This is a genomic window from Aureispira anguillae (assembly GCF_026000115.1).
Classification (GTDB): domain Bacteria; phylum Bacteroidota; class Bacteroidia; order Chitinophagales; family Saprospiraceae; genus Aureispira; species Aureispira anguillae.
This window is the reverse complement of record NZ_AP026867.1, coordinates 354,078-379,403: the sequence shown is the minus strand read 5'-3', so window position 1 is coordinate 379,403 and position 25,326 is coordinate 354,078. Positions and strand designations below refer to the sequence as shown.

The window sequence follows — 25,326 nt, the reverse complement described above, 5'->3', positions numbered from 1 at the left end:
GGCATCTTTTTGAGTCAAAAACCAAATTATCCAAACCAATACACTATCTTTGCCCCATTATTAGGGTTTTATATTGTCACTAAATCAAAGTACTAGTAATTGAATTTTTTTGCATTTAATTTACTAAAATACCTAACGATCTAGAAAAACAAGGGCAAACAAGACAACTACTTGGATACCTTCCTAAAATCCTATCCACTTTATATACAACTAATGACATTTGAAAATTTAAGAATAATCCCCCCCATCCTTAAAGCTCTAAAAGCGCAAGGTTATACCCACCCTACTCCTATCCAAGCTCAATCTATTCCAATTTTATTACGAGGCAAAGATCTATTGGGTTGTGCTCAAACTGGTACAGGAAAAACGGCTGCTTTTTCAATTCCTGTGCTACAGAATATTTTCCTAGATCAACAAAATGCTCCACAGCAAAAGGGAGTCCGTAAAATAAAAGCATTGATTGTTACGCCAACAAGGGAGTTAGCCATCCAAATTGGAGAAAACTTTACAGCTTACGCTAAATTTACAAAGATTAGAAGTACGGTTATTTTTGGTGGGGTAAAACAAGGAGCTCAAACACAGGCACTAAAAAGGGGAGTTGATGTTTTGGTGGCTACGCCTGGGCGATTATTGGATTTGATGCAGCAAGGTTTTATTACCTTAAAACACATTGACTACTTTATTCTAGATGAGGCAGACCATATGCTTGACATGGGGTTTATTCACGATATACGAAAAATCATTGCCAAATTACCTGAACAACGTCAATCTCTTTTCTTCTCTGCAACTATGCCACCTGCTATTGTTAGTTTATCACAAAAAATATTAGGTAACTATGAGCGAGTAACCATCAAGCCCGAACAAGCTACAGCCGAACGGGTAGAACAGGTTATTTATTTTGTTAGCAAGCCCAACAAACGCAAACTCTTAGTGCATCTATTAAAAACAGAGCAGATGCATTCTATTTTAGTTTTTTCTAGAACTAAATATGGAGCAGATAAGATTGTTCGTCTATTAAAAAAATCAGACATCAAAGCAGAAGCGATCCATGGAAATAAATCTCAAGGGGCAAGACAACGTGCCTTAAATGATTTTAAAAATGGAAAGATAAATGTTTTGGTCGCAACAGATATTGCTGCTCGTGGTATTGATGTCGATGAGCTGTCTCATGTTATCAATTACGATTTGCCGAACATTGCAGAAACCTATGTACACAGAATTGGTCGTACAGGAAGGGCTAGCGCAAGTGGTATCGCCCTCTCTTTTTGCGATAAAGATGAACGTCCTTATTTAAAGAAAATTGAGGCCTTAATAAAGCAAAACATTCCTGTTGTAAACGATCACCCCTTTGTAGAAGAACTGACAGAAACTACTTCCCCTAAACCATCTAAGCCATCTGGGAATAGATCTAGATCTTCTTCTTCTAGAAATAGAGGGAAAAATAATTACAGAAAAAAACGACGTTCCTTTGCCAAGAAAAAAAATTCATAATGCTGTCTAACTGAGTATCAATAGTCCTTTACACTCTCTTTATACAGAAGGCACAAAAACAAAAAAGCAAGGAACTAATGCTAAAAAATTAAAACAAAATTATAATTTAGTGAATATAACGCTATATTTGTAATAGAACTATTTAAACATGGTGTTCTATCCTGTGTAGGATCCAGTTTTAAAGAACCTTTAATATCTTTTTTATTTTAAATTTTTATTACCAATGAACAACGGAACAGTAAAATTCTTTAACGATTCTAAAGGATACGGATTCATTACTCCTGACGATGGAGGAAAAGATGTATTTGTCCATGCTAATGGATTAATTGATGAGATAACTCAAGGTGACAAAGTTAGCTATGAGATTGAAGAAGGTCGCAAAGGGCCTAACGCAGTAGATGTTAGGCTAGCTTAATTGTTACTTCGTAAAATATTTATTGAAAAGCCTATCAACATTGATAGGCTTTTCTCTTTTTAAGTATCTATTTCTTTCTTTTTGTTGATTCAATATTTTTATGTCTGATCATTCTATAAGTTTAAACAAATACATTAGTAGTACAGGAATTTGCTCTCGCCGAGAAGCCGACCGATGGATTGAAGCTGGACGAGTAAAGATTAATAATTTAGTTGCTAAAAAAGGAAATCGTGTAGCAGAAAACGATCAGGTCACTATTGATGGGAAATTGCTCCAGAACAGACCTAAATTGGTCTATATTGCACTAAACAAACCTCCTGGGATTACTTGTACAACAGACTTAAAAGATAAAGACAATATTATTGATTTTGTCAAACATCCTCAACGAATTTTTCCCATTGGTCGCTTAGACAAACCTTCATCTGGGCTGATCTTATTAACCAATGATGGAGATATTGTCAATAAAATTTTGAGAGAAGAGTTTAATCATGAAAAGGAATATATCGTTACAACAGATCAAGTCATTACAACTGACTTTATCCAAAAGATGAGTAATGGCATTCCTATTTTGGGCACTACTACCAAAAAATGTGTGGTAACCAAAAAAGGAAAACGTACTTTTTCTATCATTTTAACTCAAGGATTAAATCGTCAAATTAGACGAATGTGTGCGTACCTTGACTATAAGGTGGTTACCTTAAAACGAGTGCGAATCATGAACATCAAACTAGAAGGGTTAAAACCTGGAAAATGGCGAGATTTAAGCAGCAAGGAATTCCAAGAGCTTCAAAAAAACCTTTAGGTTCATGCGATCTTAATCCAAGATACAGCGACAAGATTGAGCATCTGTACTAGAAATATAGGCTCTACTTACTTGATTGTATCCATGGTAAAAATAACGCCCAATAGCATGATTTTGATCATTTAAGGTAGAGCTCCAAAAAAAGGCATAATCTCCTAAATTCTTAAAGCTACCTGATACATACCTCCCCGCAGGAAAGATATTGAACCCCGATACGTTAGAGCCATTATTATTAATAGCCCACCCCGATTGAGATTTTAGCTCCGTTACTTTCAGCAGATCTCTCCAACCGATTTTTGAGAGATCATGTTCCGCCATTCCCATGGTTTGTTCTAAATGCCTCCAATCTGAATCCGAAGGCAAATGCCAGCCCTCAGGGCAAGCAACCGTAGCAGCAGACCAGTTGTACAAACATCCATATTTCGGAATAGGGTTATTGGGGTTTTCTTCTACCCCCTCTGTCTCATAACGCAAATTTTCAGCCATCCAAACTTGTGTCCCTATTCGACTAACAGCATAAACCTTATGATCTCTAGGATCATACATTGAGGTTGACTCAGCATTGAGCTTGGTTATTCTATCGTAGTGAATTCCTTCATGTGTATAAGAACCTGAAGTATCACTTTTGTTACAACTAGCCCATAACACAGTAAGACATCCTAGTATTAGTAAATGATATGCATTAATTTTCATAGTTCAATAGCGTCTGATAATGATAAAACAATATACTATTTGAGACAAACTTTATTCCCCAAAAGACTAAATAAGCCCAATCAATTTCCCCTATAAAAAATAGCTCCCCCTTTTTTTAATAAGAAAAATTAAGAATTATTTTAGACTATTCCAAACAATTCAAAAACTTAGCCATCTCTTCTATTCTTTTTCCAAACAACCTAATAATGAGGAATTTGCACACTACCCATAGCTTCTAACAGATACTACAGTTGCAATTATGCTTGCAAAGTTACAAAAATTACTTCATAACATATATTAATTTATAATTAAAAAATATTAAATACCTTATCCTTTAGACTCCATTTTGGTAATAATTATCCAAAATGGAAGTATCATAAACAAAAGGTAAATTTGTTCTATGTACAAAACAAGCTAAAACAAAGAGCCCATCAATTAAGGAAGCAATTCTAACCTAACTCCCAATAGGTTAGAATCGCTTTTAGTATACTTTATTTTTTGTTTTGTGTGCACCAATTTATTATTAATTAAACACCAAACTCATCTTGTGCAAATACTTGAAAGCTTCTTGGCTCTCGTCCTACTATTTGCTGAAAATCATTGCTGACCTCTTCTTCTGATCCTTCCTTGACTCGATCAAAAAGCCAAATACAATATTTTGCAGCATCTTCTGTCCAGCCTTTTTCCACCATCCTTTTTACATATAAATCAGGCGTTGGATTGCTGTAGTGAACACATTCGCCTTTTGCATCAGAAAAAATAGACGCTACTTGTTCATGATTGAGCGCCTCTGAGCCTGTCAAATTATAGGCCTTTCTATCGTGCCCCTCTCCAACAAGGATTTCGGCTATAGCAGCACCCAAATCTTTTAAATCAATCATAGCCACTTTCCCATCACCCGTTGGCAAACAAATTTCATTATCTTCCAATGTTGTACCAGTCCATGTATGGAAATTTTGCATATACCAAGCAGGGCGCACAATGCAATAATTCATTTTGCCATTTTCTAAATCTCGCTCAATTTGATACAGCGGTTTTCCTTTGTAGGTTCCAGAAGTCCTTCCCGACTGAAACACAGTAAATTTCACCCCAGCTTTTTCGGCTGCTTGCATTAGTTCACGCACAATAGCAGGATCTTTTTTTGGAGGAGGAGCAATAAAAAACATTCTATCGACAGCTTCCAATGCCTGCGCATAGGTAGAGGCATCCAAATAGTCAAAGTAAACATAATCTACCTGTTCTCCCAAATGAGCTTTTGCCTTCTCTATATTTCGAACCGCAGCGGTAGGACGAACTCCTTTAGCCTGCAATGCTTTAATTACTTGGGTTCCTGCATTACCAGTAGCCCCTATTATTAGAATTTTCATACGATTATTTTGTGTAATAAATTTTTTATTGTCTTTTTCTGATCTAGCTTACTGCCACAGGCTCTAAACCAAATTCGCCAAAACCAACCCCAACAGGATAAGCAACTTTAATATTATGATCGTGGAAAGCTTGAACAACAGCTTCATAAACCTTAGTTTTTGCTGTCCAATATTTTTTAGATTCAGTACCAAAAGACATACTGATTCGGATAAAGTGATCGTCAAATTTTTTGACCAAGAAGAAAGGCTTAACATCGTTCTCCACTTCAGGTACACTTAGTCCTGCTTCCATCAAAATCTTTTTTACCTTAAAGAAATCTTCGGTATAAGGAACATTGACCTTTACCATTATTTTTCGGATGGGCAGAGTAGAGAAGTTTTGAATAGAATTATTTAGGATGATGCTGTTGGGAATAATAGTAAGGGTACTGTCCAACTCTTTAAAAACAGTATGGAATATCTGAATTTCGCTAACAAAAGCCCAAGTGTTCCCCGTTTTAACCTCATCTCCAACTTTAAACGGTTTCATAATCAAGATCATTACTCCTGCTGCAAAATTGCTAAGATTTCCCTGCAGAGCTAAACCTACCGCAAAACCCATTGCTGCAATAATACCAACAAATGAAGTGGTCTCTATGCCCACAATTCCAGCAACGCTTATAACGATTAAAATTTTGAAACCAATACTCACGATGGAGCCTACAAAAGTTTGGACTTCTACGCTCTGCGTATTTAAATTTTTCAGCACCTTTGCTGTAATATCTGTTGTTTTGTTCGCCAGCCAAAATCCAGCAAATAAAACGAATAAAGCCAATACGATTCTTGGCGCAAAGCCTATCCCTAATTGAATTATTTGTTGGATATAAGTATTAATATCTCCCATTGGTAAGTGTAATTTAATTTAATAATGATTGTTTTTGATACATTTTTTGTCAGCACAAAAGACTATATATCATTAAATAATCGTTTTCACCCTTGATACCAATATTTGACTCCACGTTACATAGAGCAAAAAACGGTATATTAAATACTCTTATTAATCATTTAAATTATTAAATTCATTTTTATTTAATCTATTTCTATCCTTTTACAATTCTGTTTAAGAATAGAAGTTGTTATGAGAGTATGTTTTGTTTTTTCTATTTTTTTATCGAATTTTGCGCCATTGTAGTTATTCATTTCATCAGTCATTCTTTTTATGAAAATTATTATTGCGGGAGCGGGAGCTGTTGGTTTTCATCTCGCCGAACTGTTATCCAAAGAAGATCAAGACATTACCTTAATTGACAACAATAGCAATGTCTTGAACCATGCTGCAACACATTTAGATGTTATGACACTAAAAGGGGACGCAACATCGATAGAAGTACTAAAAGAGGCACAAACCGCTAGGGCAAACCTCTTTATAGCCGTTACCACTTCAGAATCTACCAATTTATTATTGGCAATTCTTGCTAAGCAAGTGGGCGCAAAAAAAACCATTGCTCGTGTCAATAACCCCGAATATTTTGAGCCTGTCCAACTGGAAAGTTTCCAAAACTTAGGCATTGATTCGTTAATTTCGCCTCGTTTGTTGGCAGCACAAGAAGTTCAACGTTTGCTCAATCAAGGTTCTTGTACAGATGTTTTTGATTTTGAAAATGGAAAAATTTCAGTCGTTGGTTTTACCTTAGATACAAGTTGCCCTCTAATCAACCACACCATTAATGAAATAGATCAAGCCAATGCAGGCTTTACATTTAGGGGAGTATCCATCCTTAGAGGGGATCAAACTATTATCCCTCATGGAGGCACAACCTTAGAAAAAGGAGATCATTTATACATTGCTGCCGAACATAAAAATATTGATAAAGCACTTAATTTTGCAGGAAAACAACTCAAGCCCATCAAGCGAGTTATGATTATTGGAGGAACTCCTTTGGCCTTGCAAACTGCAAAATTATTGGAAAAAACGTATGAGGTTTCTCTTGTCTTATCGGATAAAACAATAGGCAAACAATTTGTAGAACAGTTAGAAAACACACTAGTTATTCATGCTGATTCTAGCAATATTGATGTTTTAAAAGAAGAAGGGCTAAAAAGGATGGATGCCTTTGTTGCGCTCACGCCCAATTCGGAAACTAATATTATTACAAGCCTAATGGCTGAGGAGCTTGGTGTTTATAAGACCATTGCTCTGGTAGAAAATGTCAATTATACCCATATTTCCAAAAACATTGGTGTTGATACCATTATCAACAAAAAGTTAATTGCAGCCAATAAAATCTTTCGTTTTATTCGAAAAGGAAAAATTAAAGAAATCACTAGTCTGGCAGGCGTTAACGCTGAGATTATAGAATTTGAGATACACAAAAAAAATCGCTTATTAAAGCATCCTATTAGAGCGTTACACTTACCACAAAAATCTATTATTGCTGGTGTTGTAAGAGGTGAGCAAGGTCATATTCCAAATGGAGATTTTAAATTCCAAATTAATGACAAAGTTATTGTTTTTGCACAACCTGAAGCCATTCATCAAGTAGAAGAAATATTTAAATAATGATAGATTTTGGTACGATCTCCAATGTTGTAGGAGTTTTATTAATTAGCTTAGGCTGCTTTATGCTTACCGCTCTGCCCTTTTCTTGGTATCATGCAAGTGGTGATGCATTGGCTATCTTTTATGCTGCTTGTTCAACGATTTTAGTGGGCGGATTATCTTGGTTGTATAAATTCAAAACCAAAGAAAATGTTGGCAAACGAGAAGGTTACCTTATTGTTGTCATTGGCTGGATAGCCATGTCATTGTTCAGTATGTTTCCCTACTTATTTAGTGGCGTATTCACGACCTTTAGTGATGCCATTTTTGAGAGCGTATCGGGTCTAACAACAACTGGAGCATCAGTACTCAATGATATAGAAGCTGTTCCAGCAGGAATTCTTTTTTGGCGGAGTCTTACACAATGGATTGGTGGAATGGGGATTATTGTATTAATGGTTGCCATTTTTCCATTATTGGGAATTGGGGGCGTTGAGCTTTTTGTTGCCGAGGCACCAGGGAGTTCCCTAGAAAAAATACACCCACGAATCAAAGAAATTGCCAAGCGTTTATGGCTAATTTACCTTGGTCTAACCACCCTATTAACCTTTATTCTTTATGGGTTGGGCATGACCTTTTTTGATGCCATTAATCATGCTTTAACGACAATGGCTACAGGCGGTTTTTCTACCAAAAATGCTAGTATTGCTTATTTTACCAGTCCAGCCATTCAATATACACTCCTAATTTTTATGTTTTTGGCAGGGGTTAACTATACCGTACTTTATTATGGCTTAAAAGGCAAATTTAAGAAAGTATGGCGCAGTGATGAGTTTAAAACCTACATTTTTGGGGTTTTGTTTTTGACAGTTGCTGTAACAACAACGCTATACTGTGTGACCGATCACGGCTTGGAACAATCCTTTAGAGATGCCGCTTTCCAAATTGTTTCAGTAATTACTACCACGGGTTTTGTATCCGCAGATTATACTTCTTGGACTCCTGCTTTAAGTTTACTGTTCTTTTTTCTTTTGTTTGTGGGAGCCTGCGCAGGGTCAACAAGTGGAGGCATTAAGTTAATCCGTCACTTGGTCTTTTTTAAGAATTCTTTTTTAGAATTCAAACGCCTTTTGCATCCCAATGCAATCATCCGCATAAAGATTGACAATCAGATTGTTTCTTCTCGAATCATTACCCATATTTTGGTATTTTTGTTGATTTACCTCATGATTTTTTTATTTGGCTCCTTAATTATGGTTGTTATTCTCAACGATTTTGACCAGCCTTTGCTTTCTGCAATTGGAGCAGTAGCAACTTCGTTGGGCAATGTAGGCCCCGCACTTGCTGATTTAAGTCCCGTAGATAACTTTGCTGCGGTTCCTCCTTCTGGCAAATGCTTTTTAACCATTTTAATGTTATTAGGACGCCTAGAACTTTTTACAATTTTGGTTGTTTTCACTCCTTATTTTTGGAAAGCTAATTAGGCTACATCTCTTTTTTTCCCTGTAAAAATTAAAAAAATTACTTGCCTTAAAACCTTATTTAAATTAGTATAAAATCGATAGAATTCTTATCTTGTGAATGCACTAACACAATTTGAAGTCCTCTCCTTTCTACATCATCAACACCAATCCAATTTAACTCCCTACAAGTGAGGACTTTACTTATTTAACTTACTAAATTAATGGGAACAGAAATCAAGAGTTTTTGGAATGAACGCTGGGTTAAGATCATTTGCAAGGCTCCAACTAAACAGAAAGATTATTATTTCTCTGATTATGGTAGAATCAAAAGTGTCGAAAAAACAACAGAAAACGAAACTTTGCTCAAAGGTTCTATCACCATTCAGGGGTACCGACAAGTCAATATGAAACTCCAAGACAATTTAAGACAGGGCTTTTACGTCCACAAATTAGTTGCTCAAGAGTTTTGTATTAAAAGCCAAGAAGATGCCAAATTTGTGATTCATTTGGATAGAGATAACCTCAATAATCATTATGAAAATCTAAAATGGGTAACCCAGCGAGAAATGACAGATTTTCAAATCAAAAATGGCGTTTACAACCCTGAAAACAGAAAACGTCCATCTCATTGTAAAATGAATCCAGATCGAGTTCGGCTGCTCAAAAAACGGCTAAAAGAAGGAAAAACAAAAAAGAAAATTTTAGCCAAAAGTTTTGGAATTACCGTAGAACAACTGAGAAAAATTGAAAAAGGCATTGATTGGAAATATGTCACATTAGATGATAATGATTAATCATTATTAAAACTGATGAACTATTTTTGCCATCACAAAACATTCTACACTTACACAACTGCGCTTGGTAAAAATAGTTCATCTATCACAATTAACAGCCCATTCTTCCCACTACCTTTCTTTTAGTTCTTCTCCTTCTCTCTCCTTTCATGAACGGTTTCAATCAACAAGGCTAAGGGAAGATTAAAATGTATCAATCTCCCCATTAACATCATTTAGTGATTAGTTTCTAATAAGCTTAAACAACTCGCTCGATGAGTGATTAACTACTTTTAGTAAATAGGTTCCAGTAGGCAACTGCTCTACATTTAGATACTCTATCTGTTGGTTTGTTTTCCATCTTTTTACCAAAACACCACTAATCGTATAGAGTTCAATTTCTGCCGCCTGTGCTACGCTTTGTTCTATTACAACAAGACCATTTGTCGGATTGGGATAAATCTTTGTTGCTGATGCTTGATTTTTGGTAGCAACTATTGTAGTAATAACGCTATTGTTTGTAATCGTTAACGGATAACAGTTATCACAAACGGTATGAAAAGCCGTATTGGTTTTAATAGGTGCATTGTTATCAAAATAAATGGAAGCGCTATTTTCGACCAAGGTACTATTCGGTAAATTAGGCGTTTGTTGAATGCTATATTTAATAAAACCATGAGACGCTGGCTCGTTTGCATTGCTGTCTAACAACATAATATTATTAAATGTAATCTCTAAGATATTCAAGCCTGTAGCATTGTACGGTTTTATTCTCCAAGTATAAGAATGACTGCTCCCCTGCATCATCAAACTACCAACATCTAAAGCAGCCGTGAGCGTGTCGAGAATAACCACTTTGTAAGCGGTGTCTGTTCCTGTATTTTGAAAATGTATGGTATAATCAATTGACTGATTGGGTAAGATATAATGATCTGTACCATAGCCCTCTGGTTCTGCTACCTTAATATTGGGATCATAAGAACCAACTGTATTGCCATGAAAGATAGAAACATAACTCAACTGGTTGTGAGGACGATATAAAAATGGAGGATCTACAAAGTTACTGTCTACCACCATACAATGTACATGACTGGAGGCTGCATAGGCTGTATTGTAAGGATCTATCACCAATTGATACACCTTATCTATCGTTCCTGGATAATAAATACTCAAACTTTGCCCCATACCTAACTGAATCGCTCCTGTATCTACAATTGTTTGGTTTTCAATAATCCAATACAACAAAGGAGCAGTATGCGCTGCTGAATGGTTGGTCACCTTAAAAATAACGGTATCTATCGTACAAGAGTCTGAGATGGTTAAATGTGGCAATTGTGTTGTGCATATACTATCAGGGTAAATATGTGCTCCTATGGTATAAGGGTCATTTTGAGGACTTGAACAACTTGCTTGCACCATAATAAAAAATCGTCCATACTCCCCTACTTCAACCGAATCCAAATCAAACCGATAACGATGATTCCCCAAATTAGTCATCGGAATAGAACTATTTGTAATCGTCAAATTAGCCGTTAAATCAACCTCAACATAAGCATTCGCTGCATCTACTGTTCCTGGATTTCTATAATTTACCCAAACTTGACGAGCAATACAAGCCCGCATATGAGCACTAGCACTTAGATTGACTTCCAATTTGGGACACAAAAACAAGGGCTCCATCGCCCAATCCAACACCTGTGGGTTAACAGTCGTATCAATTGTAAAAGTTTGACTACTAGGACATGCAGACCAATAAGGATAGGGTGTCGTAACACTTACAGTATAAGTCCCTGTATCCAAATGCGCTTGATAAGCATAGTTCCCATTCGTGGCCGCATAAAATTGATCTTGCCCTTTTTCAAAAAGCAAAACGGTGTTGGGAGCAAATCGGGCTTCTGTTGTATCAGGAAAACAGTTTAAATTGCTGTCTATACGCATTTGTCCTGTTACAAAATTTGGAAAAGGATTGATGCAATGACCACTAGTATCGTAAGGCAGTACCATTCTTGTCGGAGCAACACATTGCACCCCCGTTATAGGATGGGGAGTTGTGGTAACTGTAACTTCTAGAACAACAACATCTCCAACTACTCCCGATGGTACGGCAATCGATGGATTAGGGATTGTTGCGTCTGAAAAAACCACGGGAGGACCACTTATTTGCGTCCAATTAAACGCCTGAGCAGAATCCAACCCATTGGGACCGTCCAAGACAGCATGGAGTTGATGCTGCGTATTTACACCAGCACAAAGTGTCGGAATCGTTAAAAAAGTTGCCTGATAAAGACTTAAATTAAGATCAATTGCTGTACAACTTAAAAACGGTGCCTTTCCATCGGTAACCCCTATTCTAAAATGTCGTTTGAGGTTGCTATTCAGTGGTGAATAACTGTTATTTTGCCAAGTAGGCGTTACTTGTACATAACACTGCACACTATCTGGTCTAAAAGGAGGAGTTGAGTTAGCAAGAACAGTCCAGTTTCCCACTCCAAATACTTCATCTAAATTTGTATTGGCAAGATCTACTTCAACCGTATCCCCATCTGGATCGTAGGCAATAAAACTAAAAATCAAATTATCAGAGGAACATAAATCAAAATTATAATGCTCATAAAGTGTAATAATCCCCGCTGTATTCGTGATGGGCTCTGTATATTGAACAGGAGCATTACAAACAGCAGGACTATCAATGACCACAACTGGAAAGTCGCTCTGTACATAACCAACCGTATCGCCATTTTTGAGTTGATAAATTGTTAGCGCAACTGCTGCAATTTGCCCTACGCTATCTTTGGCATGAAAACGCAATTCTCTACGTATATTATCGATTTGAATAGCACTAGTAGGCGAGATATGCAAGGGTTGACCAGCACTAAGCCCAGTAGTATGATTCAAACAGTTATTAGCCCCTTGTAAAGGGCAGGTTAATGCAACTACAAAGCTATCCATATTAGAGGGATAACGAGTTGGCACCTTTAATCGATTAGTATGCGTAGAATTAGCACAATAATAAGGTAATTTTTGTCGATGAAAACGAGGCGAGCTGTATAAGTAACGGCTGTCTATCTTTGCTTCAACATAGATAGAACTTCCCGAAGTACTCAGATTTGTAATATTGGCACTGCGACAACAGCCTGTCCAACTGACGATCCAATCTTCGCAAGTCTGTGGAAATACAACCACTCCAGAATAAACAAATAGTTCAAAGCCAGGCATTGTCCCACCATTACAAGTACTGTTTGCAATTTGGCTCGCATGAATTCCTGAAATCTCATACGAAGAATCCAGTGTCAATACAGTAGTAGAGTTTGCCCCACAAAGCATAGAGTTTAGATCGATCGTTTGATTGCCAGGCAAGGTTGCATCCGAACAATCTCGATAAACTTGTAGTGTAATTTTATATTGGTTGGCTCCTAGGCATTCGTAGGCCAGCTCAGCACCAGAAATGGCTTTGAGAGGACTCGAAAAACCTATAAGAACGAGTAATAAACAGCCCAGTAGGCTAATTTTTTTTATACAAAACATAAGGAGGAAATTATGAATTGGTTAGGAAATAAATTTCAATTTAGAGCACACCTTTTGTGTCCTTCTATTAATAGATACCGAAATATAAATTATAAAAAAAAATGCATGCATTAAAATTTCCAATTCATTTTAATGACTTAAAGCCCAAATTAATGCCATTTTTTTATACTTAGCTACTCTTTTTGTAGTTTGTTCTACTCAAAAAGTAGCCAACCAATTATATCGCTATAAGTCATCAGAATCACTACAATAAAAAGCCATCCTCGAAAAATCGGGATGGCTCCTATTCAATGAAAAATCTTGTAGTGTTATGATGACTGTACTCCTAGGCTGTAGTGATTATTGCTTCAGTAATTTAAACAATTCCGTTCCTCTTATGGTATTCAATCGGATAGTATAATAAGCTGCTGGCAAAAAATTGACATCCAATTCTATTAATTGTTGGTTATTGTAAACCTTAGCCAACATCAATTGCCCCGTTTGATTAAACAGCTCCAAATGTATATCCCCTTCTATTTGTTCTCCCAGTTCTATCTTTGTCTTTCCTTGCGTTGGATTAGGATATAAGGTAATAAATTCTTCTTTTGCACGAATTGTTAAAGCTTGGATATTACTATAAGTATAAGTGCCGTCAAAGTCAATTTGCTTGATTCGAAAATAATGTGTTCCAGGTATCAGTTGTTGGGTCGAATAACTGTAGTTTTTCGCCTGTACAGTTGTACCTGCTCCCTCTAGGAATCCTATTTTTTCAAAAACAGGAACATCTGAAGAAGGAAGTGCCTGTTCGATTTCAAATCCTCTATTATTTGTTTCTGAAGCTGTAGCCCAATTTAAGATTCCACTATTGTCGGCTGCTAAATCTGCACTAAAATACGTTAACTCAACAGGCAAAGCATTCATCAATGTAAAATTAAGATTATTGATGAGTCCCAAACCGTGAAAATTAGCCCCACAAGTCGTACAATTAGACCATACAATAGTAATAGAAGTAATACCAGAAGGGTCTACAAATTCAATTCCTACTTCATCTCTATCCCCAGCAGTAGAGGAAGAATGTGCATCTACTTGCCCTATACTAGGATAGTTAATTTGATAAGAAGGGTTGCTAGAAGCTGTTAATGTAGGGTAAATCTTATCGCCTAATACATTTTGAGCAGAAATGGTACACAAATCACCCGAATAAGAAGAGCCATTGATATGAAATAGTTTAAAATCTGCACTTGCCAATGGTTGGCTAAACGTAATGGTAAATGTTATCCCATCGGTTCCAAAACCATAAGTAGCTACAGTTAATGCTTCTCCGCTTCCTCCTGTTGTTGCGCTACCAATGCTTGGAGAAGCAGCCAAACTACCTGGAAAATTTGTCAATGTTCCTGTCGCTCCATCTAGGGTCATTGAAATATCTAAATCTGTATTATCTACACTCAAAAAAGTATTGGTTAATGCTCCTGCGGGCAACCAGTTGTAATCTGATGGGGCAGATGGGTTGGTTGAAAAATTAAATGTTCCTGAGTTTTGAGCCATAGCTATATTGCTCATAGCGATCAATACAATTAATAAAATTTGTGCTTTGAAGTTCATTTTCATTTATTTATATGTGTTTCTGGGGGTTATATTCTTCCCCACAAAACTAAATAAATATTGTTCCAAACAGGAAAAAAAAATAAACAAAACATCGTTTATAAAGCACTGTTTTTCTTATGTTTATAAAAAAATTACGTATATTAGCCTCTATTTTTAATTTCAAAAAAATTATCCTTTCACAAATAGTCTTCCACATAAAATTTAATTTTAACAAAAAACAAGTTTATCAAAATTTAAATTTTTTGTTAATTTTTATAAAACTTACACAGTTAAGACATTCCTCTGGTTATCAACACACTATTTTTAGTGAAAAATTTTCTCCTTCAGACTCGATTATTTACAATTTTGACGAAACAAATAGAAGTCATCTCAAATGATTTGAGATGACTTCTTATCTAATAAAATGCTATTTTGACAATTTTTGGTGCTAGAGAAACATTGATTAGACTCCTCTAGAATGTCCAATTAAAAAACAACATACACACTTTTCTCATTGGGCTCTGTTCCTCCTATGCACAAATCATGTTTTGCAGAATAAAACCCACCATTGCAACCTTCCTTATTCGCAGCCAACGTTTTGAGAATATCTTCCATGTAATACTTCAAAAAGTCTAGATACTCATTGTGCGTTTGTACACTATAATAAGGGTTTCCATTTTTCATAAACAGCAAATAAGTATTATCAATTAATACCATTTCTATATACTCTGCTTCGGTAAACTCTGCCTCTTCTTTCATCAAATCCGTATAGCGGCTCATTTTTTCTTTAAAAGCCGCTTTCGAAATTTTTAATCCACTACTATCTACAGATTGCTCAAACTTAGCATTCGCCAATAAGCTATCATTCAAAAACATCAAAAAAAACATCAAAAGGGTACAACTTACAATTTTCATAATATGATTTTATATTAAAAAATGAAGCAAGCAAGTATGCCGTATTCTTTATAAGCTTAACGCATTCATATTTTTGCATACTTACCTAAAGGTTCAATGGTTAAGACCACCATCTACTAGCACTTAAAACCCTGCCAATTAAACGAATATAGGAATGAGTGGATTGTTTTTTTAGTAGAAACGATAAAAATCTGTGAATTATTAATAAAATTGTTGCTTTTTATCGATTTTTGCTGCATTTAGCAACAAGAACCAATACCAAATGAATATTGCCATTATTGGAGGTGGAGCAGCAGGTTTTTTTGCTGCCATAGCAGCAAAGAAAAATCATCCTAATTCCGAAGTAACCATTTTAGAAAAGTCTAAAAAACTCTTATCAAAAGTAAAAGTATCGGGAGGAGGGCGATGTAATGTTACAAATGGTTGTACTTCTATCAAAGAACTGACCAAAGCTTACCCTCGTGGTGACAAGGCATTAAAAAAAGCGTTTCGGGTATTTAGTACGCAAGACACCATGGATTGGTTCGAAAAGCGTGGTGTTCCTTTGGTCATACAAGAGGATAACTGTGTTTTTCCCGTTTCACAAAACTCACAATCTATCATTGACTGCTTTCTTTCCGAAACTCGCCAATTAGGCATCCATATAGAGGTCGGTAATGGGGTAAAAAGTATAACTCCTATTCAAAATCAGCTAACGTTAACCTTCTCTAAAGGGAACATAAGTAGAACCTTTGACAAAGTGATTGTTGCAACAGGAGGATGCCCCAAAGAACAAGGTTTGCAATGGTTGGCAGATTTAGGGCATCAAATTGCCCCCCCTGTTCCTTCTTTGTTTACATTTAATATGCCCAAAGAAACAATTACCGAACTCATGGGAATTGTTGTCAAAGAAACCCGTACCAGCATTCAAGGTACTAAGCTCAAATCGGATGGTCCATTGTTAATTACTCATTGGGGAATGAGTGGGCCTTCTATTCTCAAATTATCGGCTTTTGGCGCTCGAATTTTAAGTGACTCCAATTATGTATTCAAGGTTCAAGTCAACTGGGTCAATGAGCTTAACAATACTGTTGTCTCCGAATCTTTAAAAGAAATTTGTCAAACCCACCCCAATAAATTGCTCACCAACTATCGTCCTTATTTATTACCTGAGCGTTTATGGCATTACTTATTAGAAAAAGGCCAATTGCCCGCAAATAAAAAATGGGCTGAATTGGGCAAAAAAGGACTCAATAAGTTAGTAACCTTACTCACCAATGATGTTTATAACGTTCAAGGTAAAACGACCTTTAAAGAGGAATTTGTTACTTGTGGAGGAGTTAGTTTAGAGAGTATTGATATTCGTACGATGCAAAGCAAAACTTGTCCTAATCTATACTTTGCGGGTGAAATAATGGACATTGATGGGATTACAGGAGGGTACAATTTTCAAGCAGCATGGACTACGGCATTTATTGCAGGAAAATTAGCCTAAAAGCACTCCTTTCGTAAATAATGGGGCTGCTTTAAGCAAGTTTTTTTTGAGAAGCGTATTTCTTCAAGATTTCTTTTTCAGCAAAGATTTAAATTTCATACAAAATTAACTTTTGATCGTTTTTTTATAACAAAAAACGATGTATTTTCACCTCATTAAAACATAAATTTTTTTTAGCCTGTTGAAATTAGCTTTTGTCCTCATTTTCAACAACAAAGGTCTTTTTTTTTATCTATAGTAAATTTGTATACAATGGACTTTGGAATCGGAAGTATCTTTCAAATCGTAGGAGCCCTTGCTTTTTTTATCTACGGTATGAAAATGATGAGTGATGGGATTCAACAAGCCGCAGGAGCTCAACTTAGAAATATCCTAAGAACAATGACTCAAAATAGGTTTTTAGGTGTTTTTACAGGCTTTTTGATTACGCTATTGATACAATCTTCTTCGGCCACTACCGTAATGACAGTAAGCTTTGTCAATGCAGGTCTATTGTCTCTCACAGAGTCAGCAGGGGTTATGATTGGTGCCAATATAGGAACGACAATCACAGGATGGATTGTATCGGTATTAGGATTCAAAGTAAAATTATCAGCCTATTCAATCCCCTTATTTACCTTAGGAGTGCCCCTATTTTTTTTAGGAAAAGGCAATGCCAAATATTGGGGTAAATTTGTGATTGGTTTTGCCATTCTATTTCTTGGTTTGAGTGAATTAAAAGGCGCTGTTCCTTCTATCAAAGACAACCCCGAAGTACTCGAAGCCCTAAAGAATTTTACTCAATGGGGAATCTTATCTAGAGTTTTCTTTGTATTTGTGGGGACGCTATTGACAATTGTTGTACAATCTTCTAGTGCTTCGATGGCCATCACCTTAACCATGTGTGCAGAAGGTTGGCTACCTTTTGATGTAGCGGCAGCAATGATTTTGGGTGAAAATATAGGGACGACCATTACTGCTGAATTGGCTTCTTTAATTGGTAATACAGCCGCCAGAAGATCCGCCAGAATTCATTCCTTATTCAATACTGTTGGGGTTACTTGGATGGTTCTTGTTCTGCCTTGGTTTTTGCCTGTGTTATCCAATTTTGTCCAACCGCTATTAAATATTGCAGACCCTTATACGACACCAGCAGCAATTCCAATGGCTTTAGCCGCCTTCCATACTAGTTTTAATGCGATTAATGTTTGCTTAATTCTGCCCTTTGTTCCTTGGTTGGTAAAAGCCGCAAAATATACGGTAAAAGAAAAAGAAGATGAGCAAGAAGAACTGCTTGAATTTATCACCAATAAGACATTAAGCACAGAACTCAGTACAGATGTGGTTCAGCAAGAAACGGCATATTATGGCAATGTAGTTGGTCAAATGAATTCATTTTTGACAACAGCAATCAATTCTATTGATGACAAAGAAAAAAGTGAAGCCATCAAACGACTCTTCAAATATGAAGAGATTACAGACGTTTTGGAAATTAAGATTACAGAGTACATTACCAACTTGGTGGATAAAGAAAATACGCACCAAACTTCTTCTAAATTAATCAGCTACATCAATATTGCCAACGACCTTGAACGCATTGGTGACATTTATTTTCAGATTGCAAAAATACTAGAACAAAAAATGGAAGAACACATCCATCTTTTGCCAGAGCAGCGCAATGGAATTAATGAAATTATTAGCTTGATTGATGAAGCATTTAAAGTAATGAATACCAACCTTTCTGTTTCGGATTATGGTTCGGTAGAAAAAGGTGGTGCCATGTTGCTTGAAAGTCAGATTAATGAGCTTAAAAATCAATTGCGCACTCAAAACCTCGATCGCCTAAGTGATCAAGATTATGAGGTTAAAAATGCCTTGATTTACAACAATCTTTTTTCTTCTTTAGAACGTATTGGAGATCACATCGTCAATGTTACAGAATCTGTTGTTGGAGAAATTTAGTCAATTTTTCTAGCTTCAAATAGTAACCTTATCCAAAGCTAAAAGTAAGTAGACGAACAAGATTTGTTCGTCTACTTACTTAAACTTGTTTTAATAGATTCTATAAGCGGTACAAGCTTCTTGGATAATCCAACATTTTCACGGTTGGTTTTTGTAATTTTTTTAAGGCATCCTTAGCAATCCATTGAGCCGAAGGACTATCCAACGCATAAATTTTCAGCGATTCTTCTATTGCTCGTTGGTTCAAATCAAGATTTCTTTTTCCTATATTTCTCAACGCCCAATTGACTGCCTTTTTTACATAAATTCGCTCGTCCGTCGCTGCCCTTTTTATCAAAGGGAAAAATTGTTCAAAAACTGGATTTAGTGCTTTTTTGTCGGCCATGCAATAAGCTGCAATGGTTGCAAAACTGGCTCGTTTTTCAAATTCAGCACTTCGTTGGCTCCAAAGTTTTGCCTTAACAACAGCGAATTGACTTTTGGCAAATAGCCCCATGCAAAAGGAATCGCAAATTTCCCAATTCTCAAAGGTAGGCACCCATTTTTCCATTAGGTCTTCTGTTAATTCTCTAGGATCAAAAAGCTGACTGCACAAAATTTTAGCTTCGTAAATTCCCGTCTCAAAAAGTGCCTTTGCCAATCTACTATCCTTTCCTATTTTTTTAGCGATAATTTTCAAATCAGGGTGGTAGATTCCTAGCGCATTCGTTGTTTTGACACCAAATTTTCTTTCTTTAAACGCTATATTTTCTTTATTGCCTAATTGTTCTAATTCATGGATTATTTGTGCTACGGTATAGTTCATATTTTGTTATAACTTGATCCTAATAATAAATAATTAGCTACTAATTAGCCCTTTCTAAAGACTATACATAAATGCTCTTTTCTTTTCCCTCAATCTATAATGTTAAATTCTTTTCAAAGTGCATATAATAAAATTTTATGCTCATCATTTCACCACAATAATTCCCTTTCGATACAAACTTAAAGCAGCCTGAAGTACCGTTTGAAGTTCCGTTATGGGTAAATCTTCTTTGGGATTAACCCTAAAAATTTTCATTCGTTTTCTTGTCCCTTGTTCTAATTTGGGGTGCTCCAAATACTTCCCCTCTACCATCAACAAATAAGGGTCGTTGGTTTTCTTATCTACCCACAAATAACAAAAATGCCGCTTTTTATAACAAAAGCAGGGCATTCCATATTTTTGTGTTTCTGAAACAGCCACATCTTGCTCCAAAATAAAATTGCGCAAAGCCAATAAACAGCCTCTATTGGGCTCCTCTTTATTGGCATAAAATTGATCTAATTCTCTTATCATTTTTTTATTTTGAAACAAAAATACGATCCCTTTGTGACAAGGGGCTGTCAGTAGCAAAAAAAATAGGTCAAGAATTTATATTCTCAACCTATTAAATCACTTTAAGTATTCCTTAAATTAAGTTATTTTACTTGAAACTGACTAAGATCTACTCCCAAACCTTGAGCAATCCCCATTCCCAATTTAGGGCTAGCTCTAAACCAATGACAAAGCTGGCGATTGATAATTTCATCTTTTTTGGCACCACTAATTCCACTCATTGCCCCCACTATATTTTGAATGGTATTTTGCTGCTGTTCTGGGGTCATTACCTGTTCAAATAAGGCACCAGGTTGAGAATAATGATCGTCATCATTTGCATTGCGATCAAAATATCCTACTACATTACTTGCTAAGGTATAAGACTCGCCTTTGGCTGCGGTGTCCTCCTCCAAATTATCAAAGCTATTGGGGTAATAATTGGGACTTCCTCCCCCATTCCCATCTGCTCGCATTGCGCCATCTCTATGATAATTATTAACGGCATAGGGACATTTATTAACGGGAAGAGACTCATAATTAACCCCTACTCTATAACGATGTGCATCAGGATATGCCAAGATACGCCCCTGCAACATTTTGTCTGGAGAAAATCCAATCCCATCCACCAAATTGGCAGGTGCAAAAGCAGATTGTTCAACATCTTGGAAATAATTTTCAGGAATTTCATTCAACTCAATGACTCCAACATCAATCAACGGAAAATCAGCATGTGGCCAAACTTTGGTCAAATCAAAAGGATTCCATTTGAACGTTTTTACCTGATCCATGGTCATTACCTGTATCTTAAGCGCATACTTAGGGAAATCTCCTCGCTCTATCGCTTCTACCAAATCCCTTTGGGCATAATCAGCATCTATGCCTTTCATTTTGGTTGCCTCAGCATCCGAAAAATTCTGAATTCCCTGCATGCTTTTATAATGAAATTTCACATATACTCGCTCCCCTTCTTTATTGACCAACGAAAAAGTATGACTTCCATAGCCATTCATAAAACGATAGCCTTTAGGAGTCCCTCTGTCTGACATTAGAATCAAAACCTGATGTAAACTTTCAGGATTCAAGGACCAATAATCCCACATCATAGTGGGGCTTTTGCAATTTGATTTGGGGTCTCTTTTTTGAGTGTGAATGAAGTCAGGAAATTTTTTAGGGTCTTTGATAAAAAATACGGGCGTATTGTTACCTACCAAATCCCAATTGCCTCCCTCTGTATAAAACTTAACGGCAAAGCCCCTAGGATCTCGCTCAGTATCTGCGGAGCCTTTTTCTCCTCCCACTGTAGAAAAACGAGCAAAAACCTTGCATTGTTTTCCTATTTCGTTAAATAGCTTTGCTCTTGTATATTGGCTAATATCATGTGTTACCGTAAACGTTCCATAAGCCCCCGATCCTTTTGCATGCACAATACGTTCAGGAATACGTTCTCGATTAAAATGGGCTAACTTTTCATGCAAAAAGAAATCTTGTAGTAACAAAGGGCCCTGTGGTCCTACTGATTGTGAATCTTCATAATGATTTACAGGACAACCACTACTAGTGGTAATTTTTTTCTTGTCAGACATAATTAAAAGTTTTTATTGGATTTACTAATTTGCCAAAAATTTAATTATCAATAATATACACTTTAGTTATTTATTTTAATAAACTGATAATCAATAAAAATTAAAATCATCTATTTTTTTGCAGTAACAATTCGTTTTTTTTACAAAAAAATAAAGTTTAAAAAATGCTCTTATGCATTAATAGTTGCAATATATACCTTATATTTGATTGACAAAAACGATATTTTCAATCTAATTATTGATAAAATAGATGAATATACAACAAATCAAATATGCTATTGCTGTCGCAGAAGTTCAAAGTTTTGGTAAGGCTGCCGAAAAATGCTTTATCACACAATCGACCTTAAGTACGATGGTCGCTCGCCTAGAAGATGAACTGGATATACAGTTGTTTGATCGAAAGACCAAACCCATTACGACCACTAAAGAAGGGGAAATAATTCTTCAACAATTTTATATTATTACCAAAGAGTTAGCCGTTTTAGATGAAGTTGTGAACGATCTGAAAGGAGAAATAAGTGGAGAACTAAACATTGGAGTCATACCAACTGTTGCTCCTTATTTATTGCCTTTATTCCTCAATGACTTTGTAAAAAAATATCCCAAGATTAAATTTACTGTTAGTGAAATTACAACCGCAAAAATCATTGAAGACCTAGAGAACAGAACATTAGACATTGGTATTTTATCCACCCCTCTCAATCATCCGACCCTAATTGAGATTCCACTCTACAAGGAACCCTTTTTGCTATTTGATAGCGCCCAACAATCCTCTAATCAAAGTATTGCTGCGCACGAAATAGATTGTAATCGGCTGTGGTTACTCAACGAAGGGCATTGTCTGAGAACGCAGGCAGAAACCATTTGCGATTTGCGCACCAAGCGAATAGACAATTGGAACCTAGAATACAAATCAACGACAATTGATACTCTAATGAAATTTGTTCGAAAAAACAATGCCGTTACTTTATTGCCTTATTTAGCAACTATTGATTTACCCAAAGAAGATTTTAACTACCTTCATGCTATTAGTCCTCCACAACCTACTCGATTAATTAGTTTAATTGTTCATCCCCATTTTGTAAAAAAAGGCGTTTTAGAATCCTTAAGCACTGCTATTCAAGATGCCACGCATCCTTTTTTAGATCGAAAAGGGGTCAACGAATGGCTAGTTTCTCCCATTTAATGCCCAGGATTGCTTAAATCCATTAAAAGGATGCCTCAAATATTTCCTCCAACTGTTGCCCATTGTCTTTATAACCAATAGCCCCTATCTTTTTAGCGCATTATTTGTAATCGACTAAGCAGTAACCATCTTTTAAAATAGGATGGTACTGCTCCCCAAACATTCCCCCATTCCATTTGATGATTCCCCTAACTTACCAGCTAAGCTCCTTGTCAATCATAGCCTTTGTTCTAATTTTTTATCCTTATCTCCGATCTCCTTCCTCGCATAAAATACATCATCACAAAAAACACCTCAATAGCTAAAGTGTCCAGTTCATGTGAATAAGTGTTTCGTTCAAAAAGATGACTTGTACAGCCTATTTATTAGGCTTAACATTGCATAGAGCAACGAATGTTATGCACACAAACAAACCTGTCCCCCATTCCCCAAATCTTTACCATTATTATATATCGTTAACAAATAAAATCAAGTATGAACAAAACAATCCCCTTCTTTATCGCATTATTAATGCTTACTGGTCAAGTTCAAGCACAAATCTCAAATGGTCTAGTTGCTTACTATCCATTTTCGGGCAATGCCAATGATGCCGTAGGAACCATCCATGGAACAACAAATCACGTGACCTTAACAACAGATCGATTAGGCAACAGTAATGCAGCCTACGCCTTTACCACGAGTGGCAATCCATCTTTTATAGATTTAGGCAATAGTTTTAATACAACGACCTCAGGCAATGCTGCCACCTTTAGTTTCTCTATCTGGTTTAAACGATCTGATCTTTCTAAAGGAATGCAACTTTTGCACAAACATGGCAACAATTGGTGTGGAGAACTAACGGCTCAATTTGCCATTGGAGTGGAATCCAACGGAAAGATATACAGCAACTATTACAATGCCTCAACAGGAACGGTTGCAGGACTAAAAGCGAATTACGAAAAGTCAATAGCCCTTGTTACCGATACCGCTTGGCATCATCTGGTTGTTACCTATGATGGCACACAAGCCGCAGGACAGAAACGAGCCACTTTATATCTAGATAATGCCCCATTAGCCTCAACCTTAACCAATAATGGGACAGATGTAGACTCTATCCCTGCCTTAGGTTCACATCTTGGCATTGGATATTCCCTCAGTTCTACGGGCGCACTCTGCGGTAGTAATAGCTATGGCACAAATGGAAGCATTGACGACATCCGATTGTACAATAGATTACTAACAAATTGTGACATCAAAGATCTCTATGTTGAAGGAGATAGCCTAGAAGGAGTCGTTGCCCACTATCCTTTTTCAGGTAATGCCAACGATGCAGTAGGCACTATCCACGGAAATAGTAGCAATGTTACTTTGGTAGCCGATCGATTTAACACTCCTAATTCAGCTTATGAATTTACTACCAATGGAAGCCCTTCTTTTATAGACTTAGGCAATAATTTTAATGACATCACCTCACATCTTGGAGCAACCTTTAGCGTTTCTATTTGGTTCAAACGATCTAACCTATCTAGAGGCATCCAGCTTTTTCACAAACATGGGAATGCCTGGTGTGGAGAAGTAAGCCATCAATTTGCCATTGGGGTCAAGTCTAATGGACAAATATATGGCAACTATTATGATGCCTCAGCAGGAACTGCAGCAGCACTAAATGCCAATTATGAAAATTCTGACACTACAATTCTAGATACCGCTTGGCATCATCTGGTTGTTACTTATAATGGGGTTGTTCCTGTAGGACAAAAGCGAATGCACCTATACCTAGACAACCTACTTTTAGCCTCTACCACCACCAATAACGGATCCGATGCCTTTGCAATAGCGCCCCTCACTTCACATCTTGGAATTGGAGCTTCATTAAATTCAAATGGCAGCTTCTGTGGCAACAGCAACTATGGTTCGGATGGACTTATTGATGACATTCATATTTACAATCGCCTACTTTCAGACTGTGATGTAAATGACTTGTATACTCCCAATACAACAACCTCTACAACAAGCATCACTCGACCAATAGAAGAACTGGTATTATATCCCAATCCTGCCCAAGACTGGCTTACTGTAACATTGACCACTAAAGATTATCAAAATACACAATTGCAGATTATCAATACAACAGGTCAAATTTTACAACACCAAACGGTAAGCGCCCCTAAGGTATCCATTCCGACAAAGCAACTTGCCAAAGGAGTTTACTTTGTGCGCTTATTAAATGACACAAAAGTAGTAGGCATCCAAAAATTCATCAAGAATTAATTCCAATAGACTTGAATAGTAGAGCAGC

19 protein-coding genes are annotated in these 25,326 nt (G+C 36.4%); 10 read left to right on the top strand and 9 right to left on the bottom strand.

Annotation, left to right across the window (positions count from 1 at the left end):
• Positions 1-213: 213 nt before the first annotated feature.
• The 3 genes from AsAng_RS01445 (at position 214) to rluF (ending at position 2,708) form a co-directional block, all read left to right on the top strand.
• Positions 214-1,491, top strand: coding sequence for a DEAD/DEAH box helicase (locus AsAng_RS01445; RefSeq protein WP_264790989.1), 1,278 nt, complete (start codon positions 214-216; stop codon positions 1,489-1,491).
• A gap of 223 nt (positions 1,492-1,714) precedes the next feature.
• Entirely contained in the window at positions 1,715-1,906 is a 192-nt protein-coding gene (locus AsAng_RS01440) for a cold-shock protein (protein ID WP_264790988.1), read from the top strand.
• A 100-nt stretch (positions 1,907-2,006) separates the two neighbouring features.
• Positions 2,007-2,708: a 23S rRNA pseudouridine(2604) synthase RluF gene (rluF, locus tag AsAng_RS01435; protein ID WP_264790987.1), complete on the top strand. Its 702-nt coding sequence runs from the start codon at positions 2,007-2,009 to the stop codon at positions 2,706-2,708.
• A gap of 12 nt (positions 2,709-2,720) precedes the next feature.
• On the opposite strand, the gene AsAng_RS01430 is transcribed toward rluF, so the two are convergent.
• The 3 genes from AsAng_RS01430 to AsAng_RS01420 all read right to left on the bottom strand — a co-directional run bounded on the left by AsAng_RS01430 (position 2,721) and on the right by AsAng_RS01420 (position 5,651).
• The gene (locus AsAng_RS01430) at positions 2,721-3,401 is read right to left on the bottom strand and encodes an FISUMP domain-containing protein (protein WP_264790986.1); all 681 of its coding nucleotides are present in this window, start codon (positions 3,399-3,401) and stop codon (positions 2,721-2,723) included.
• Positions 3,402-3,928: 527 nt separating this feature from the next.
• Complete coding sequence (locus AsAng_RS01425) at positions 3,929-4,768, bottom strand: SDR family oxidoreductase (protein WP_264790985.1); 840 nt, start codon at positions 4,766-4,768, stop codon at positions 3,929-3,931.
• A 43-nt stretch (positions 4,769-4,811) separates the two neighbouring features.
• Entirely contained in the window at positions 4,812-5,651 is an 840-nt protein-coding gene (locus AsAng_RS01420) for a mechanosensitive ion channel family protein (protein ID WP_264790984.1), read from the bottom strand.
• A 315-nt stretch (positions 5,652-5,966) separates the two neighbouring features.
• Here AsAng_RS01420 and trkA point away from each other — a divergent pair, with 315 nt between their 5' ends.
• From trkA to AsAng_RS01405, 3 genes are all read left to right on the top strand, one after another.
• Positions 5,967-7,307 (top strand): Trk system potassium transporter TrkA, encoded by a 1,341-nt coding sequence (gene trkA / locus AsAng_RS01415; RefSeq protein WP_264790983.1) that lies wholly within the window; start codon positions 5,967-5,969, stop codon positions 7,305-7,307.
• Positions 7,307-8,770 carry a TrkH family potassium uptake protein gene (locus tag AsAng_RS01410; RefSeq protein WP_264790982.1) on the top strand — a complete coding sequence of 488 codons (1,464 nt, stop codon included), beginning with the start codon at positions 7,307-7,309 and terminating at the stop codon, positions 8,768-8,770. Before trkA ends, AsAng_RS01410 begins: the two co-directional genes overlap by 1 nt.
• A 200-nt stretch (positions 8,771-8,970) precedes the next feature.
• On the top strand, positions 8,971-9,543 hold the full coding sequence (locus AsAng_RS01405) for an NUMOD4 domain-containing protein (protein ID WP_264790981.1): 573 nt from the start codon (positions 8,971-8,973) through the stop codon (positions 9,541-9,543).
• 222 nt (positions 9,544-9,765) lie between these two features.
• Here the strand turns inward: AsAng_RS01405 and AsAng_RS01400 are convergent, their stop codons facing one another.
• The 3 genes from AsAng_RS01400 to AsAng_RS01390 form a co-directional block, all read right to left on the bottom strand.
• Complete coding sequence (locus AsAng_RS01400) at positions 9,766-13,047, bottom strand: T9SS type A sorting domain-containing protein (protein WP_264790980.1); 3,282 nt, start codon at positions 13,045-13,047, stop codon at positions 9,766-9,768.
• Positions 13,048-13,386: 339 nt separating this feature from the next.
• Positions 13,387-14,628, bottom strand: a complete 1,242-nt coding sequence (locus AsAng_RS01395; RefSeq protein ID WP_264790979.1) for a T9SS type A sorting domain-containing protein — start codon at positions 14,626-14,628, stop codon at positions 13,387-13,389.
• 468 nt (positions 14,629-15,096) lie between these two features.
• On the bottom strand, positions 15,097-15,525 hold the full coding sequence (locus AsAng_RS01390) for a hypothetical protein (RefSeq protein WP_264790978.1): 429 nt from the start codon (positions 15,523-15,525) through the stop codon (positions 15,097-15,099).
• 262 nt (positions 15,526-15,787) lie between these two features.
• Here AsAng_RS01390 and AsAng_RS01385 point away from each other — a divergent pair, with 262 nt between their 5' ends.
• Positions 15,788-16,999, top strand: a complete 1,212-nt coding sequence (locus AsAng_RS01385) for a BaiN/RdsA family NAD(P)/FAD-dependent oxidoreductase (protein WP_264790977.1) — start codon at positions 15,788-15,790, stop codon at positions 16,997-16,999.
• Between the two features lie 252 nt (positions 17,000-17,251).
• Positions 17,252-18,940: a Na/Pi cotransporter family protein gene (locus tag AsAng_RS01380; RefSeq protein ID WP_264790976.1), complete on the top strand. Its 1,689-nt coding sequence runs from the start codon at positions 17,252-17,254 to the stop codon at positions 18,938-18,940.
• 100 nt (positions 18,941-19,040) lie between these two features.
• Here the strand turns inward: AsAng_RS01380 and AsAng_RS01375 are convergent, their stop codons facing one another.
• The 3 genes from AsAng_RS01375 to AsAng_RS01365 form a co-directional block, all read right to left on the bottom strand.
• Positions 19,041-19,745: a DNA alkylation repair protein gene (locus tag AsAng_RS01375; RefSeq protein WP_264790975.1), complete on the bottom strand. Its 705-nt coding sequence runs from the start codon at positions 19,743-19,745 to the stop codon at positions 19,041-19,043.
• A 144-nt stretch (positions 19,746-19,889) separates the two neighbouring features.
• Positions 19,890-20,258: a DUF1801 domain-containing protein gene (locus tag AsAng_RS01370; protein WP_264790974.1), complete on the bottom strand. Its 369-nt coding sequence runs from the start codon at positions 20,256-20,258 to the stop codon at positions 19,890-19,892.
• A 122-nt stretch (positions 20,259-20,380) separates the two neighbouring features.
• Positions 20,381-21,862 (bottom strand): catalase, encoded by a 1,482-nt coding sequence (locus AsAng_RS01365; protein WP_264790973.1) that lies wholly within the window; start codon positions 21,860-21,862, stop codon positions 20,381-20,383.
• Positions 21,863-22,112: 250 nt separating this feature from the next.
• On the opposite strand from AsAng_RS01365, the gene AsAng_RS01360 reads away from it, so the two are divergent.
• Positions 22,113-23,048 carry a LysR substrate-binding domain-containing protein gene (locus AsAng_RS01360; RefSeq protein ID WP_264790972.1) on the top strand — a complete coding sequence of 312 codons (936 nt, stop codon included), beginning with the start codon at positions 22,113-22,115 and terminating at the stop codon, positions 23,046-23,048.
• A 474-nt stretch (positions 23,049-23,522) separates the two neighbouring features.
• On the top strand, positions 23,523-25,298 hold the full coding sequence (locus tag AsAng_RS01355; RefSeq protein ID WP_264790971.1) for a LamG-like jellyroll fold domain-containing protein: 1,776 nt from the start codon (positions 23,523-23,525) through the stop codon (positions 25,296-25,298).
• The last annotated feature ends 28 nt before the right edge of the window (positions 25,299-25,326 follow it).

Bases quoted from the DNA above. Each gene is read 5' to 3' on its own strand.
- AsAng_RS01445 (WP_264790989.1), top strand. From the start codon at position 214: ATGACATTTGAAAATTTAAGAATAATCCCCCCCATCCTTAAAGCTCTA.
- AsAng_RS01440 (WP_264790988.1), top strand. From the start codon at position 1,715: ATGAACAACGGAACAGTAAAATTCTTTAACGATTCTAAAGGATACGGA.
- rluF (WP_264790987.1), top strand. From the start codon at position 2,007: ATGTCTGATCATTCTATAAGTTTAAACAAATACATTAGTAGTACAGGA.
- AsAng_RS01430 (WP_264790986.1), bottom strand. From the start codon at position 3,401: ATGAAAATTAATGCATATCATTTACTAATACTAGGATGTCTTACTGTG.
- AsAng_RS01425 (WP_264790985.1), bottom strand. From the start codon at position 4,768: ATGAAAATTCTAATAATAGGGGCTACTGGTAATGCAGGAACCCAAGTA.
- AsAng_RS01420 (WP_264790984.1), bottom strand. From the start codon at position 5,651: ATGGGAGATATTAATACTTATATCCAACAAATAATTCAATTAGGGATA.
- trkA (WP_264790983.1), top strand. From the start codon at position 5,967: ATGAAAATTATTATTGCGGGAGCGGGAGCTGTTGGTTTTCATCTCGCC.
- AsAng_RS01410 (WP_264790982.1), top strand. From the start codon at position 7,307: ATGATAGATTTTGGTACGATCTCCAATGTTGTAGGAGTTTTATTAATT.
- AsAng_RS01405 (WP_264790981.1), top strand. From the start codon at position 8,971: ATGGGAACAGAAATCAAGAGTTTTTGGAATGAACGCTGGGTTAAGATC.
- AsAng_RS01400 (WP_264790980.1), bottom strand. From the start codon at position 13,047: ATGTTTTGTATAAAAAAAATTAGCCTACTGGGCTGTTTATTACTCGTT.
- AsAng_RS01395 (WP_264790979.1), bottom strand. From the start codon at position 14,628: ATGAACTTCAAAGCACAAATTTTATTAATTGTATTGATCGCTATGAGC.
- AsAng_RS01390 (WP_264790978.1), bottom strand. From the start codon at position 15,525: ATGAAAATTGTAAGTTGTACCCTTTTGATGTTTTTTTTGATGTTTTTG.
- AsAng_RS01385 (WP_264790977.1), top strand. From the start codon at position 15,788: ATGAATATTGCCATTATTGGAGGTGGAGCAGCAGGTTTTTTTGCTGCC.
- AsAng_RS01380 (WP_264790976.1), top strand. From the start codon at position 17,252: ATGGACTTTGGAATCGGAAGTATCTTTCAAATCGTAGGAGCCCTTGCT.
- AsAng_RS01375 (WP_264790975.1), bottom strand. From the start codon at position 19,745: ATGAACTATACCGTAGCACAAATAATCCATGAATTAGAACAATTAGGC.
- AsAng_RS01370 (WP_264790974.1), bottom strand. From the start codon at position 20,258: ATGATAAGAGAATTAGATCAATTTTATGCCAATAAAGAGGAGCCCAAT.
- AsAng_RS01365 (WP_264790973.1), bottom strand. From the start codon at position 21,862: ATGTCTGACAAGAAAAAAATTACCACTAGTAGTGGTTGTCCTGTAAAT.
- AsAng_RS01360 (WP_264790972.1), top strand. From the start codon at position 22,113: ATGAATATACAACAAATCAAATATGCTATTGCTGTCGCAGAAGTTCAA.
- AsAng_RS01355 (WP_264790971.1), top strand. From the start codon at position 23,523: ATGAACAAAACAATCCCCTTCTTTATCGCATTATTAATGCTTACTGGT.